Annotated in this window: 16 protein-coding genes and 1 pseudogene; 10 read left to right on the plus strand and 7 right to left on the minus strand. The window is 63.3% G+C overall.

What is annotated here, in order from left to right; genetic code table 11:
* Positions 1-5 precede the first annotated feature (5 nt).
* Complete coding sequence (locus tag ABWK72_RS14310) at positions 6-1,262, minus strand: right-handed parallel beta-helix repeat-containing protein (RefSeq protein WP_367870253.1); 1,257 nt, start codon at positions 1,260-1,262, stop codon at positions 6-8.
* A 134-nt stretch (positions 1,263-1,396) separates the two neighbouring features.
* Between ABWK72_RS14310 and fbaA the strand changes: the two genes are divergently transcribed.
* Entirely contained in the window at positions 1,397-2,428 is a 1,032-nt protein-coding gene (fbaA, locus tag ABWK72_RS14315; protein WP_367870254.1) for a class II fructose-bisphosphate aldolase, read from the plus strand.
* A 258-nt stretch (positions 2,429-2,686) separates the two neighbouring features.
* Positions 2,687-3,172: a GNAT family N-acetyltransferase gene (locus tag ABWK72_RS14320; protein WP_367870255.1), complete on the plus strand. Its 486-nt coding sequence runs from the start codon at positions 2,687-2,689 to the stop codon at positions 3,170-3,172.
* 16 nt (positions 3,173-3,188) lie between these two features.
* Here the strand turns inward: ABWK72_RS14320 and ABWK72_RS14325 are convergent, their stop codons facing one another.
* Positions 3,189-3,599: a DUF3820 family protein gene (locus ABWK72_RS14325; protein ID WP_367870256.1), complete on the minus strand. Its 411-nt coding sequence runs from the start codon at positions 3,597-3,599 to the stop codon at positions 3,189-3,191.
* A 42-nt stretch (positions 3,600-3,641) separates the two neighbouring features.
* Between ABWK72_RS14325 and ABWK72_RS14330 the strand changes: the two genes are divergently transcribed.
* A complete protein-coding gene (locus tag ABWK72_RS14330) occupies positions 3,642-4,418 on the plus strand; it encodes a VC0807 family protein (RefSeq protein WP_367870257.1) in 777 nt (258 codons plus the stop codon).
* A gap of 7 nt (positions 4,419-4,425) precedes the next feature.
* On the opposite strand, the gene ABWK72_RS14335 is transcribed toward ABWK72_RS14330, so the two are convergent.
* The 3 genes from ABWK72_RS14335 to rnhC form a co-directional block, all read right to left on the minus strand.
* Entirely contained in the window at positions 4,426-4,899 is a 474-nt protein-coding gene (locus ABWK72_RS14335) for a septal ring lytic transglycosylase RlpA family protein (protein WP_367870258.1), read from the minus strand.
* 145 nt (positions 4,900-5,044) lie between these two features.
* Complete coding sequence (locus tag ABWK72_RS14340) at positions 5,045-5,362, minus strand: HU family DNA-binding protein (protein ID WP_035608714.1); 318 nt, start codon at positions 5,360-5,362, stop codon at positions 5,045-5,047.
* 83 nt (positions 5,363-5,445) lie between these two features.
* On the minus strand, positions 5,446-6,408 hold the full coding sequence (gene rnhC / locus ABWK72_RS14345; protein ID WP_367870259.1) for a ribonuclease HIII: 963 nt from the start codon (positions 6,406-6,408) through the stop codon (positions 5,446-5,448).
* A gap of 74 nt (positions 6,409-6,482) precedes the next feature.
* Here rnhC and ABWK72_RS14350 point away from each other — a divergent pair, with 74 nt between their 5' ends.
* The 7 genes and pseudogenes from ABWK72_RS14350 (at position 6,483) to ABWK72_RS14380 (ending at position 11,907) form a co-directional block, all read left to right on the plus strand.
* Positions 6,483-7,520 (plus strand): A/G-specific adenine glycosylase, encoded by a 1,038-nt coding sequence (locus tag ABWK72_RS14350; protein WP_367870260.1) that lies wholly within the window; start codon positions 6,483-6,485, stop codon positions 7,518-7,520.
* Between the two features lie 33 nt (positions 7,521-7,553).
* Positions 7,554-8,348 carry a serine protease gene (locus ABWK72_RS14355; protein ID WP_367870261.1) on the plus strand — a complete coding sequence of 265 codons (795 nt, stop codon included), beginning with the start codon at positions 7,554-7,556 and terminating at the stop codon, positions 8,346-8,348.
* Entirely contained in the window at positions 8,345-8,779 is a 435-nt protein-coding gene (locus ABWK72_RS14360) for a hypothetical protein (protein ID WP_367870262.1), read from the plus strand. The genes ABWK72_RS14355 and ABWK72_RS14360 overlap by 4 nt, the downstream gene beginning before the upstream one ends.
* 48 nt (positions 8,780-8,827) lie before the next feature.
* Positions 8,828-9,073 (plus strand): annotated as a pseudogene (locus ABWK72_RS14365) (hypothetical protein); the annotation flags it as partial.
* Positions 9,074-9,110: 37 nt separating this feature from the next.
* Positions 9,111-9,356, plus strand: a complete 246-nt coding sequence (locus ABWK72_RS14370) for a TonB-dependent receptor (RefSeq protein WP_367870263.1) — start codon at positions 9,111-9,113, stop codon at positions 9,354-9,356.
* A gap of 34 nt (positions 9,357-9,390) precedes the next feature.
* Positions 9,391-10,926, plus strand: a complete 1,536-nt coding sequence (locus ABWK72_RS14375; RefSeq protein WP_367870264.1) for a TonB-dependent receptor — start codon at positions 9,391-9,393, stop codon at positions 10,924-10,926.
* 225 nt (positions 10,927-11,151) lie between these two features.
* Positions 11,152-11,907, plus strand: a complete 756-nt coding sequence (locus ABWK72_RS14380; protein WP_367870265.1) for a hypothetical protein — start codon at positions 11,152-11,154, stop codon at positions 11,905-11,907.
* Between the two features lie 74 nt (positions 11,908-11,981).
* Here the strand turns inward: ABWK72_RS14380 and ABWK72_RS14385 are convergent, their stop codons facing one another.
* Together ABWK72_RS14385 and ABWK72_RS14390 are read right to left on the minus strand one after the other, a co-directional pair.
* Positions 11,982-12,752, minus strand: coding sequence for a dienelactone hydrolase family protein (locus tag ABWK72_RS14385; protein ID WP_367870266.1), 771 nt, complete (start codon positions 12,750-12,752; stop codon positions 11,982-11,984).
* Positions 12,753-12,796: 44 nt separating this feature from the next.
* Positions 12,797-14,017 carry a benzoate/H(+) symporter BenE family transporter gene (locus tag ABWK72_RS14390; RefSeq protein ID WP_367870267.1) on the minus strand — a complete coding sequence of 407 codons (1,221 nt, stop codon included), beginning with the start codon at positions 14,015-14,017 and terminating at the stop codon, positions 12,797-12,799.
* Positions 14,018-14,101: the final 84 nt, after the last annotated feature.

Raw genomic sequence — 14,101 nt, forward strand, 5'->3', positions numbered from 1 at the left:
ATGCGCTAGCGCGAGATGCGGGCAGAGTTGAAGCCCTTGTCAGGGAATTTCGAAGAGTCCATGGCCTTGCAATCTCCATTCCACTTGGAATCGGGGCTTGCGAAACCGAACCCGGCGGAGGTCTTTGCTACGACGGTGCTCTCCGCTCCTTCAAAACGCCCGATCGAAACGGTGTAGTCCTGTTCCTCGGAGACGATCAGGCAATTGGTCAAGGTGACGGGCCCGGTCGATTTGTCCTCGATCTCAAGAGCGCATTTCCGATGGGCAAGGAAAGTGCAGCTTTCAACCGCAACAGGCCCACCCTGGGTCCAGAGGCCCGTCTGCGATCCGCCCGCGAAACAGTTTTTGAGGGTGGCGCTGCGCCAGATGCGGAAGTCGCGGCGGTGGCCCGTGGCAACGCAGTCCGTAAACTTCGCATGATCCACCTTGATGTCGAATCCTCCGTCCTGATTGCGGAGAGCATGACAGCGGGCGAATCTGACGTCGCTGTTGTTCCCCTCAGCCACGAAGCCATCGCCGTTGGTGTATTTGACGGTCTGGTTGGACTTGATGTTGTTCTTCGCCACGCAGTCCTCGAGGAGGAAGCCGGTATTGGGTGCCCCACCATCGTTGAGGATGAAACCGAAGGGAAAGACCTCGGTTTTCGTCTCCCACACCGGGTCACCCTCGGAGCAATCGGCGACGCAACCCTTCAAAGCGACCCGATCGCAACCTTGATCGAAGCGAAAGCCGTGTTTGCTGTAGCGCTTCGTGGTGCAATGGAGCACGGCCAGATCATCGCAGTCGGCGAGATAGAAGCCGTGGCGGACCTGATCGATCGCGATGTTCTCGAAAGTCAGGTGGCTGCGCGGGGATTCCTTGGAGGGGGCCGCACGGATGGCGAAGCAGTAGCGGCTGATGGAGAGGTTCTTGAAGACGACATGGGAGAGGCCGGGGCCGAGGACGATGGCGGTGCTTCCTTTGTCAGGCTTCTCGATGGACCAGTCTGAAGTGAAGATCGCGCCGGGGGCACCTTCAACGATCTTGGGTCTCCCCGGAGATCCGCCGGAGGTGAAGGCGAGGCTCAGCCCCTGATAATTCCCCGCGCCGAGAAGGAGCCGGTCTCCCGCGGCCATCCGATCGAAGAGGCTCGAGATCGAGGTCCCGGCCGCTGCGTGCTCCGCTCGCGAGGCATCGCGGGTTCCAGCCCCCTCCGGCGTGACAAAAAAGTCGGCCGCGAAGCCGCAGGAATGGAGGAGAAGGAGGACGAAAAGGCACTTCACGGCTCTTCTACGGGAAATTGCCTGGAATTTGTCTCCGACGCGCGGCTCTCTCCACTGGCACGCCGTCTGCGTACCGCCGCTGCTACGTTCCGGCCTTGCGCCGCCGCCATCCGTCCGCTACCCCGCTCCCCGCCATGCCCGTCGCAACGCCCGCCCAATACCGCGCCATGCTCGATGCTGCCCAAAAAGGCGGCTACGCTTACCCGGCCATCAATGTCACTTCGCTCGCCACGGTGAACGGCTCCCTGCGTGCCTTCGCCGAGGCCAAGTCCGACGGGATCATCCAGGTCTCCACCGGCGGCGGCGAGTTCGCCTCCGGCACTTCCGTGAAGGATGCCGCCTTCGGTGCGATCGTGCTGGCCGAGGCCGTGCACCGCCTCGCCGAGAAATACGATATCCTCGTCGGCCTCCACACCGACCATTGCCACCCGGCCAAGGTGGACGGCTTCCTGAAGCCGCTGCTGCAGGCCTCCCGCGAGCGCATCGCCACCGGCAAGGGCCCGCTCTTCCAGAGCCACATGTTCGACGGCTCCGTGGTGCCGCTCGAAGAGAACCTCAAGATTTCGAAGGAACTCCTCAAGGAGTGCGCCGAACTCGACATCATCCTCGAAGTCGAGGCCGGCTGCGTGGGGGGTGAAGAAGACGGTCACGACACCTCCGGCCTGCCTGCCGACAAGCTCTACACCACCCCCGAAGACATGGTGGACGTTTACGAAGCGCTCAGCCCGATCGGCCGCTTCCTCTTCGCCGCCACTTTCGGCAATGTCCACGGGGCCTACAAGCCGGGTGCCGTGAAGCTCAAGCCGACTATCCTGCGCGACGGCCAGAAGGCCGTGACCGACAAGCACGGCGTGGCGGCCGAAATGGATCTGGTCTTCCACGGCGGCTCCGGCTCCGATCTCGAAGACATCCGTGAGACCCTCGGCTACGGCGTGGTGAAGATGAACATCGACACCGATACCCAGTACGCCTTCACCCGCCCGATCGTGACGCATATCTGCCAGAACATCGAGGGCATCCTCAAGATCGACGGCGAAGTGGGCGACAAGAAGCTCTACGACCCGCGCAGCTACCTGAAGAAGGCCGAGATCTCCCTCGCCAACCGCCTCAAGGAAGCCTGCGACGACCTGCTTTCCACCGGCAAGACGATCTTCGGGACCGTCTGATCCGACCCTTTTCAATCAAGGAAGGCGGGCCCGCAACGGGCCCGCCTTTTTTGTTTGATGCCCCGGACCTCGGATCCACCAGCTAGGAGCGCAAGGGTTACAAAACGCCATAACAGATCGCTTTACTTTTCAAGTAACTTGAATATAAAGCGCGGCGCGTTGCGACGTACCGGGGCTTCCTCATCCCTTGGTCACGGCGTTTCGCCAGGAAGCCTCACCGCTTCCACGGGCCTTCTCATCCCGTCAAACCGCCCCTCCATGACCCGTCGCTACCAACCGGGCGATCACCTCGCCATCGGCCGCATTTTCCATGAGGCCGTCCACCAGCTTGCCTCGAACGACTACACGCCCGACCAACTTCTCGCCTGGTCAAACGGCGACATCGACTTCGGCAGCTGGCAGCAGCGCTGTGGACGCAAGCGACCCTTCGTCAAGGAACTGGATGGCCGCGCCGTCGGTTTCATGGAGCTTGATCCGGACGGCCACATCGACTGCACCTACGTCGATCCCGCCTACGCGCGGCGCGGCGTCATGTCGGAGATCATGGCAGCCGTGAAAAGGGAAGCGCGGGCCAAAGGCATCGCGAAGCTGTTCGCGGAGGTATCGATCACCGCCCGCCCCTTCTTCGCGCGGCACGGCTTCCGGCACGTGCGGGACAATGAAGTTCACGTCCGGGGCGAGACCCTGACCAACTTCATCATGGAGTGCCACCTTGAGGAAAGCGGGTCCCCGTTCCGGGGATAGCGCAGTTCGAAGGATTTCAAGAGCCTCCATCCGCATCCGGAAACCGGTGCACTCGCTTCCGCGGCGGGTGAAAGGTCACCCTCCCTCCATTCGCCTGCCGCAACGGATCGAAGAGCGAATCCATGCCCACGCCCTTCACTTCGCAGACGATCGCGAGCAGTTCGCCGAGCCGGCCCTTCGGGAAGCCGCGCTCCTTGAACCAGAAGAGGTATTCCACCGGCAGGTCGTAGATCGGCATGCCGTAGGGCGGCACTCCCGCGCGACCGTATTTGCCGAAGGGCATGCGCGTGCGCCCGATCTCCGCCAGCAGGTTGCGGAAGTCCTCGCGGTCGATATCGGTCATCGGAAACACCTCTCTACTTTGGGCGAGTGGCGGGCAGATGCAATCTCCGGAGAGCGAGGGATCGATCGCCGCCGGTTTTTTCATTTCCACCGCCCGGGGAAGTGGCTTCCCTGCGGGCCACCCGCCATGCCTGACCCCAAGCCCAAGCAGGAACACCCGCTCGCCAACATCCTTGTGAACGTGGTCGTTCCGGCACTCGTGCTGAGCTTCCTGAGCAAGGATCCCGAGATCCAAGTGAAGCTGGGGAAGGTCGCCAGACCTTGGCACATCGGCCCGATGTGGGCGATGATCATCGCGCTGGTCCTGCCGCTGGGTTACGGCATCTGGCACTACATCCAGACCCGGAAGGGCAATTTTTTCTCCGCGCTCGGCCTGATCTCGGTGCTTCTGTCCGGTGGCCTGACGCTCTACCTATGGAATGACGATGGCTCCGTGAAAGAGAACGCCGGGCTCCTTTTCGGCCTCAAGGAGGGCCTGATCCCTTTGTTCCTCGGCTTCGCGATCCTCAGTTCGAGGAAATCCGCCACCCCGCTAATCCGCGTCTTCCTCTACAACGACACGATTTTCGACATCCCGAAGATCGAAGGCCGGATCTCCCAACGCGGGGAGGAATCGCGCTACTCGGGGCTCCTCGACGGGGCGACCAAGCTTTTCGCCGCCTCCTTTTTCCTCAGCGCCGTGATGAACGTGGGCCTGGCCCAGTGGTTTTTCCGCGGCTTCGACGCCGAGGCGATCGACGCCCTGGAGGTTTACAACGCCATCATCGGCAAGCTTCAGTGGGCCGGCTTCATCGCCATCGGCGTGCCTCTGATGGGGATCCTTTTCCTGATCCTGACGAGGCTCCTCAAAGGCCTCCGCGACCTGACAGGCCTGAAGGACGACGAGCTGATGATGCCGCGGTAACCGCTCCTCAGAACAACCCGAAGAACCACTTCTTCTTCGCGGTCCGCTTGTAGCTGCCGTCGCCTACCGACAGCACCTTCACTTCCACTTCGGCCAGGCCCTGATCCCTGAAGCCGATCTTCTTCGCCGCACGCGGCGATAGGTCGATGATCCGGTCGCCGATGAAGGGGCCGCGGTCGTTCACGCGGCACTTCACGGACCTGCCGTTCTCCAAATTCGTAACCTCCACCATACAGGGCAGCGGTAGGGTCTTGTGCGCCGCGATCAGGTGCCAGGGCATCACCTTCTCCCCCAGCGAGGTCTGGCCGCGCTTCAGCCCGAAGAAGCTGGATTCATTGTACCAAGAAGCCGTGCCGGTCTCCGTGTGATGCAGCGCCTCGTCCACCCCCATTGGATGGTAGGTCCCGCCGCGGACCGAGTAGGACTTGGTCATGTAGCCTTGGTAGTCCCCGCCCGGGTAGGCGCAGGAGGCGAGGAGCAAGAGCCAGGAATTCCGAATGACGAATTTCCGAATGTCGAATGACTTGTGAAGGAACCGGCGGGCTTCCCCTTCGCAAGGGATGCCATCCATTTCTTCAGCACACTTCATTCGACATTCGCCATTCTGAATTCGTCATTCTCCCCTCTCACTTCTGCCGCTCGCGGATCAAGGGTAGCGTGCGCGCCACCTGCTCCTTCATTTCCTTGCCAGGCTTGAACTTCACCACGGCGCGGGCCGGGATCGGCACGTCCTTGTCCGGATCCTTCGGATTGCGCCCGATCTTGGCCTTGGTCTCCTTCACTTGGAAGGCTCCGAAGTTCCGCATCACCACCGTATCGCCATTCGAGAGGGAGTCGGTGATCGAGTCGAGAGTCCGCTGGATCACATCGAAGACCTGCTGCTGGGTGAGCCCGGTTTCGTTGGAAATTTTGATGACGAGTTCGCGTTTGGTGATGGTTGCCATGGCTTTACGGGTGAGGAACTGGTGAGTGCGGCGCGGGATTGGACACCATACGAGAGGCCCTTTGTCCCGCGAAAAATCCAAAATCATGCGGAATCCGTGCCAGAGCCGTTTGAATCACCACTGACCGCCGCAGTGGTTTTAAAGTGCATTTTCGCCACCTTGGCGAGCGCTTGAGTACCATGCTTCAGCATCACCTGGCGGGCGGCTGCGATGACCGCGGCGGAGGCCCCCAAGGGTAGCACAATCCCTCCGGCAGAGGAAGTTTTGTCGATCCAGTCGACGAAGCGCTCGCGGGCGAGGATCGAGGCGGCGGCCACCGCGATGTCGGATTCACCCTTGGTCCGCTGGTCGAGCTGGATGTCCACTTTCTGCTGTTTGAGCGCCCGGGCCAGCACGTCCGGCCGGGCGAACTGGTCGCTCAGGGCCCGCGGGCAGGCCGGGCGCTGCTCGGCGAGGTTCGCGATCACCTTGGCGTGGCCCCAGGCTAACAGGCGGTTGAGATTGCCGAAGGAAGCGAACATCTCGTTGTAGCGCTCCGGGCCGATCGCCACCAGCGAGATGGCAATTCCCGGGACATTGCGGATCTTCTCCGCCAGCTCGCGGATCCGCTTGGCGCTGGCGATCCGCTTGGAATCCATCACCCCCGCCGCCCGCAGCGCCCGGGCCACGGGGGCATCGGTATAGACCCCGGCGATCACCAGCGGGCCGAAGTAGTCGCCCTTGCCGCTTTCATCGATCCCGAAGTGCGGGGCGAACATTTCCGGATCGAGCTCCTCCTCGTAGCCCAGCTTGGCCTCGCCAAGGATCTCCGGCTCTAGCAGGAAGCGGATGAAATCCTCGGTCTCCTTGCCCTGGATCAGGACCTTCGGGCCCTTGGCGTAAACAGAAACGTTCAGCTTGCCCTTCTTGGCGGCGTAGAGGGTGTGCTCCTTCTTCTCAAATTCGTAGCCACGGTCCTCCAAAACCTCGCGGAGGCGCTCGGCCTGCGCGGCGGTCAGCGGGGCGGTGTGCGAGGTCAGCGGCACGGGCGGCAGTATGACTGACAAGATATCGGATACGCCAATGAATTTCGGGATCTAGCTCCAGTTGCGTTTCGTCACAAAGACACCATCATCCCCGCGTGCTGAAGCCGCTCGCCCGCCAATCCCCGATGGAGGACAAGGAAGGCTTCCGCGGCGCGCTCCGCACCTGGTTTCGCCAGCACGGCAGAGATTACCCCTGGCGGCGCACCAGCGATCCCTACGCGGTGCTCGTTTCCGAGGTCATGCTCCAGCAGACCCAGATCGCCACCGTACTCGGCCGCGGCTTCTACAGCCGCTTCCTGGAGCGTTTCCCGGACATCGTTACCCTTGCCGCCGCAGAGGACGAGCCGCTGCTGAAGGCTTGGGAAGGCCTCGGCTATTACCGCCGTGCCCGCATGCTTCGCGAATCCGCCCGCGCTGTCCTCTTGCACCATGGCGGTGAATTCCCCCGAAACCTGGATGCTCTACTCGCGCTACCCGGCATCGGCCGCTACACCGCCGGAGCCCTTTTTTCCTTCGCCTTCGACCTGCCCGCGCCGCTGGTGGATGGCAATGTCGCCCGGGTCCTGACCCGCCTCTTCGACCGCGCCGATCCGATCGATTCCGGGCCGATGCTCAAATGGCTCTGGGAGACCGCCGCCGGGCTTCTCGACCATGAGCACCCGCGCGCCTTCAACTCCGCCCTGATGGAGTTGGGCCAGACCTATTGCCGCCCCGGCCTGCCCGATTGCCTGTCCTGCCCGGTCGCCACCTACTGCCAGGCCCGCGAGCCCGCCGCCCTGCCGGTGAAAGCCAAGCGCCAGACCATCTCGGAAGTCGACGAGCACGCGGTCTTCCTCCTGCACCGTGGGAAGATCCTTCTCTCCCAGCAGGGCAAGGGCCGTCGCGAGGGGATGTGGCGGCTGCCACTGCGCGAGGCGGCCGCCAGCCTGCCAGTCCTCCACCGCCGCAAATACGGGATCACCCGCTACCGGGTGACCCTTCACGTCCACGATTGCCCGGCCAAGCATCCCGCCGCCGCCGCTCTTCCCGGCGAGGAGTGGATCGACCTCGACTCGCTGGAAGAAATCGTCATCCCGCCTGCCGACCGCGCGGCAATTGGGGCGGTTCGCGGCGGCGCGGAAGAAATCGCGTGAGAGACGGTCAACCTTTTGCTTCATTTGCCCCGGATGTCACTCCTCACCCGCCTGTTCCCGGCCGCCCTCGCGGCGGCCCTTCTTTCCGGGTGCACCGTGACTCCCAGCAAGGCCCCGCCGCCGGATACCAAAGTCCCGGACCGCGCCGTGCTCCGCAAGGCCGCCGCCCGCCTCACCGCGGTGGTCATCTCCAGCAAGGCCGAACTCGCGCCATGGGTGGAAAGCCGCTTCACCCAAGGGCAAGGACCGGACGACGCCGATGGCGGCTCCGCCGTGCCGATCTCGCCGGACGGCTATTTCATCACCGCCGACCACGTGCTGGCCCGCTCCGATGGCCGCAATGTCTTCCTGATCCACGGCCAACTGGGCGGCCTGAAGGCCACCAAGGCGCGCATCGTCTGGCGTTCCTCGTCCAGCGATCTCGCACTCCTGAATATCCCGATCGCGACCCCGCGCTACTACAATTGGACACCGGCCGACCATTGGCTGCCGGCAGGCACGCCCGTGGTCCACTCCGGGATCGCCACCGGCTTCCGCAGCGAGCCGGGACAACTCGTGACCGATATCCCGCCCGGGAAGAAAAACGCGGCACGCTTCAAGCACGATATCCCCCTGGAACCAGGCGACAGCGGCGGCGCGGTGATCGATGCCTACGGCAACTTGGTCGGGGTGAATTCGGCGGTGGAATTCCTGGTTCCGCTTGAGACCGCATTTTTCATTGAATCCGAAGCGAACCGTCCGAACGTAGCGGCGTTGCAGCGCGTGATCGAAAAAGACCGGCGCCGCAATGGCAGGTCTCTTTCCGACGTATCGCCAGCATCGCCATGAAATTTCTCCTGCTGCTGCCCTTCCTGCTCGTCGCCTGCTCGCCGGCCGGGGTGAGCTGGGAAGCAGGCCGGACCGAGCGAGCAGCCCAGGACCGGATCATGCTGGTGCGGAATTCGCCGGAGACCCTCGGCCACCGGCGCCTGGTCTATCAGTCCGCGACCCATCCCGACCTCAATGTCTTCCTAAAGGATGAAGGCTTGCCGGACTTCATCGCGGAGACCTCGAGCGAGGATCGCCAATACCTGGTGCTCTACTATCTGGACGCCCGCCAAGGCTGGATGTGCCGGACCCACCGGGTCCGGAATGCCCGGGTCCACTTCGCCGGTCCTTACTCGATGACCAAACGGGAAACCGCCGTCCTTCGGGAACTCCAGAACACCAGCGGCGAGCAGATCCCCGCGGCCGCCCCGGCAAAGGCCCCGGTAAATTAAGAAATTTTCCCCTAAGGAAAGGTCCGGACACCCGTTCCGGTCCTACCGATGAGAAAACTCCTCCTCCTGCCCTTGGTGCCTTGGGCTGCTGCTCAAGCGCAAGATCTGCTGAATCCCCTGATCGTCACCGCCTCCCGTTCGGAGGACGAAAAGAAGAACGTCCCGTACACCGTCACGGAGTTCGATGAAAAATACATCGAGGAGAATACCCGCCGGACCCTGCCCGAGGCGCTCCAGTTCACCCCCGGCGTGCTGGTCCAGAAGACCGCGAACGGCCACGGCTCGCCCTACATCCGCGGCTTCACCGGCCGCCAGAATCTTTTGCTGGTCGATGGCGTGCGCATCAACAACTCCGCCTGGCGCAGCGGGCCGACCCAGGTACTGGAACACCATCGATCCCTACTCGATCGACCACATCGAGCTGGTGAAGAGCCAGGGCTCGGTGCTCTACGGGTCCGACGCGATCGGCGGCACCATGAACGTCTTCACCAAGTCCTCAAACTTCCAAGACGAGAAGGAGAGCGAGTTTTTCACCCACGGCGCGGCCTACTACCAGTACCCGCAGCAATGGCGATGACTCGCACATCGGCCGGATCGAAAGCTCCTTCGGCGTGGGCGGACAATACGGCGTGATGCTCGGCGTCACGGCGAAGGACTTCGGCGATATCCGCGACTCCGCCGTCGGACTGATGCGGAATACCGGCTACCCGGAGCAGGATCTCGATTTCCGCTTCGACATGGCGCTCAACGCGCAGACGACGCTGACCGTCGCCCACCAGCAGGTGAATCAGGACGCAATTTCGCGCTGGCACTCGACCCTCTTCAATCCCGGCTGGCAGCACTCCGGCCACGTCACCCAGCCCGGCACCTGGCTGGCCCGCACCATCGATCAGGAGCGCTCGCTGACCTACGTCCGCGTCGATCAGGAGAATGCCGACTCCGCCTTCATCCAGCGCTGGAATGCGACGGTCTCCTTCCAAACCACCCGTGAGTCCTCCAAGGAGTATCGCACGGCGACCGACCGCCGCTATCAGATCCAGGAGATCGATACGATCGGCGTCGACACCCAATTCCAGTCCCGTCTCGGCCCTGGCGACCTAGTCTATGGCTTCGACTACTATCGCGATACCACCGAGTCCGAAGGCTACCGCAAGCGCGCCACTCCCGGCTTGAACTACGACCGGGCCACCCGCCCGATCGCGGATGACTCGACCTACGAGACCTTCGGCGCCTTCACGCAGTACATGTGGAAGCCGGTCGATCAATTCGAACTCACCGCCGGTGCCCGCTACACTTATGCGAAGGCCGAACTCGGCCGTTACTGGGATGCCGCCGCCGGCCAGGATCAGTACGGCGCGGATCGGGATTGGGATCATGTCGTCGGCTCGCTGCGCGGGATCTATCACTTCAACGATTGCTGGAGCGTCTACGGCGGCGCCTCGCAGGCCTTCCGCGCGCCGAACCTGGACGACCTCTCCGGCAACCTGACCGCCCGCTCGGGCATCGCCTCCACCGGCTCCGTCGACGTCGATCCGGAGGAATACATCACCTACGAGATCGGCACCCGCCACGTCACGGAGGACACCTCGCTGAATCTCTCCTTCTTTTACACGGACGTGGACGACCTGATCGTCGGCGTGCCGACCACGCCAAATGGCGCGACCACCGTGGCCACCAACGGCCGCGACGGCTACGTCTACGGAGTGGAACTCGAAGGGGCCTGGCGCTTCCACCCGCAATGGACGGTTTCCGGCTACGGCGCCTGGCAAGACGGCCGCACTGAGACGAGCGCCTTCCTCGGCGGTCCGCTACTCGATGAACCGGGCTCGCGCCTGCTGCCGCTCACCGGCTCCGTCGCCCTGCGCTGGACCTCACCGACCGACACCTTCTGGGTCGAGGGCCGCGTGCTCGCCGCTGCTGAGGAGAACCGCTTGACCGCCTCCGACCGCGCCGACAACCAGCGCATCCCCTCCGGCGGCACGCCGAACTACGTCGTCTACATGCTTCACGGCGGCTGGCGCGCCACCGATCACCTCGAGCTGACCGCCGGCGTCGAGAACGTCACCGACGAAGACTACCGCAACCACGGCTCCGGCCAGAACGAGCCGGGCACCAACATCATCATGGGCGCGAAGGTCTTCTGGTAAGGCAAATCAACTGACTTCCCTGCGATCCCCCGGGCGCATCCGGTAAGGTTCGTATAGAGAAGCCGCGGGACGAGTGTCCCGCGGCTTTTTCTTTGTGAGGAGCGGCGACTTGTTGTCGCTGGCACAGTTCCGGCAACAGCTGCCGGCACAACCCGAGGAAAGCCGGAAGATCTCTTTCATCTTGACCGTATGTTTGCCTCATGAAGCCTTCATCTCATGGGTGTGATGAATCGCTTCGTCCTGCTAATTTGCGCGATCGTGTTCCCATTGCAGATGGTCAAGTCAGCCGACCTGGACCCATTGATCGCGCCGCACGCCGCCAAGCATCGCGAGGAAATCAACAAGATCCTCCTCAAGGCGGAAAGCGCGGAACGGCTGGCACGTGATGCCTATCTGGTAGTGCTCGACAGTTTGGAGCGGGATCTCGTCGCCAAAAGAGATCCCGCAGGGGCTGCCTTAATTGACACCGAGCGCAAGGGAGCGGCTGGAATTTCCCTGGGTTCCGGGGAGAACGACAAATTGCCAAAGAAGGCGCAAGGCCCACGAAGGACTTTGGTCAAGGAGCTTGCGAAAGTTCAGGTTGATGTCGTCGCAAGCGCGCGGAGGCCCAATGCCGCGTACCTCGCCGCCTTGAATGCCATTCCGGGAACCGCGGAGAATCCGGCGCTCGCGAAGCAGATCGTCGCGGAGAAGAAGCGCCTGCTTCTGGGTGTGGGAACGGTCGTCAACTTCCAGACCGACATGGCCGGAACGCTTTGGCGGCGGGTAAACAACAACAAGGTCCTTCACGTCTTCACCCTCGACAAAAAATGGGAGGGCTCCGACTGGACCGCCGAAGCTCCCGACAAAATCAGGTTCCACTGGGCCAGCGGCGGCGGGGTGACGCTTACCCTCGCGGAGGGTGGGAACATGATTATCGGCGAGGACGGCAAGCCGAACATGATCCTTGAGAGGGGTCGGGCGGCCAAGGTCGCGGAGTAATTCGCAAAGCTTTTTCCCGGCCTTGCCGGCGGACGAATGCGTCCGCCCTCCGCTGGACAGGCATCACGACCGCCTCACTCGAAAATCTCCGCGAAGAACACCTTCATCGCTTCCCACGAGCGCTTGTCCGCCTTCTCGTTGTAGGCCGCGCCCTTGGAGTTGTCATTGCCCGCCATCTTCTGGGTGAAGGCGTGGACCGCGCCGCCGTAGCCGACGAACTGCCAGTCGACACCGGCTTCAACCATCTCCTTGCCGAAGGCCAGCACCTGATCAGTCGGGACATTCGGGTCTTCGGCACCGTGGAGCACCAGCACCTTGGCCTTCACGCCACCCTTCTCTGCGGCTTTGCCTTCTGCCGCATCGAGGCCTCCGTGGAACGAAACCACACCCGCGATATCCGCGCCGCTGCGCGCCAGCTCCAGCACGCCGGTGCCGCCGAAACAGTAGCCGATGGCCGCGATCTTCGCGGTATCGGTGTGCTCCTCCTTCTGCAGCACTTCCAGGCCGGCCTTCAGGCGTGCCCGGAAAAGATCGCGGTCGCCCTTGTATTTCCCGGCTTCCTTGGCCGCGTCGGGCCGTGCGGGCCGCACGCCCTTGCCGTAGATGTCGGCGGCGAAAACATTGTAACCCAGCTCCGCAAGCTGGCGGGCGCGGCCTTTCTCGTAATCGGTCAGGCCGGTCCACTGGTGAATGACCAGCACCGCCGGGCGCTTGCCGGAAACGGCGTCGTCATAGACGTGGAACCCTTCGAGCGTGGTGCCGCCTTGATCGTATTCGACGGTCTTTTCAACGAGGGCGGCGGAGGCGGAAGCGGCGGCCATGAGGGATAACAGGAGGGTTTTCATCCCGGGCATCAAAGCGCGGTCTGCGAGACTGTCAAATGGCGGTGTTACTTCCTTTTCATCAGCGCCGCCACGATCCCGCCCGCAACGATCCCCCAGAAGGCCGAACCGATCCCGAGGAGGGTGATTCCCGAAAGCGTGACGAAAAAGGTCATGATCGAGGCCTCGCGGAAGCGCTCGCCGCCCAGCGCCGAGGCCAGCGCATTGCCGATGGTGGCGAGCAAGGCCAGCCCGCCGATGGCCAGCACGAACTCCCGCGGGAAGGCCGCAAACAGGCCCGCCACCGTCGCACCGAAAATCCCGATCAGCAGGTAGAAGACCCCCGCGCTCACCGGGGCCCAATAGCGCCGCCGCGGATCGGGATGCGCCTCCGGGCCGACCACGAAGGCCGCCGTGATCGCCGCCAAATTAATCCCGAAGGCTCCGAAGGGTGCCAGCAGGAAGGTCGTCACCCCCGTCCAACCGATGATCTTGGAAACCGGGGCCTCATAACCGCCGACCCGGATCGCCGCGATCCCGGGCAAATTCTGCGAGGCCATGGTGACGATGAACAAGGGAATCCCCACGCCGATCAGCGCGGCACCGGAGAACTCCGGCGAGGTCCACACCGGCATCGTGAATTCCCATGGCACCTTCTCCACATGGAATTGCCCGCGCGCCGCCACGATCCCGATGCCGAGAAGCAGGATCAGCGGCACGTTCGCCCGCGGCCAGAAGCGCCGACCCGCCACATAGGCCGCGACCATCGGCAGGACCAGCCATGGGTCGCGCGGGATCGCCGTGAAGGCATCCAGCGCGAATTTCGAAAGCACCCCTGCCAAGAGCGCCGAGGCCAGCGGCAAGGGCAGGCGGTTCATCACCTTCTCGAAGCCGCCGCTGAAACCTGCGATCGTGATCAGCACCGCGCTGAACAGGAAACAACCGATCGCCTGCGGCATCGTGAGATGTCCCGCCGCCGCTGCAGCGCCGATCACCACCGCACCCGGCGTCGACCAGGCGATTAGGATCGGCTTCTTCGTCGCGAGGGAAAAAAGAATGGTCGGCACGCCCATGCCGATCCCGATCGCCCAGATCCAGGATGCCGCCTGCTCCGGACTGGCGTGGAGATTCTGCGCCGCTTGAAAGACGATCGCCACCGAACTGGTGAAGCCCACCAGCACCGAAACGAAGCCCGCGACGATGGCGGAAAAGGAAAGGTCTTTCAACATCGCGGCGTGCCCCCGCCATCGACCGGTGCGCCGCGCGAAGTGCCAAGTGAAAAGTGCCAAGTTCCAAAGAAAGGCCACCGACTCCCCCCAGAGATCAGCGGCAGCTGTTCCCGGAACTTGGCACTTTTCACCCGGCACTCCGCG

The sequence above is a fragment of the Luteolibacter sp. Populi genome (genome assembly GCF_040801775.1).
Lineage (GTDB): Bacteria > Verrucomicrobiota > Verrucomicrobiia > Verrucomicrobiales > Akkermansiaceae > Haloferula.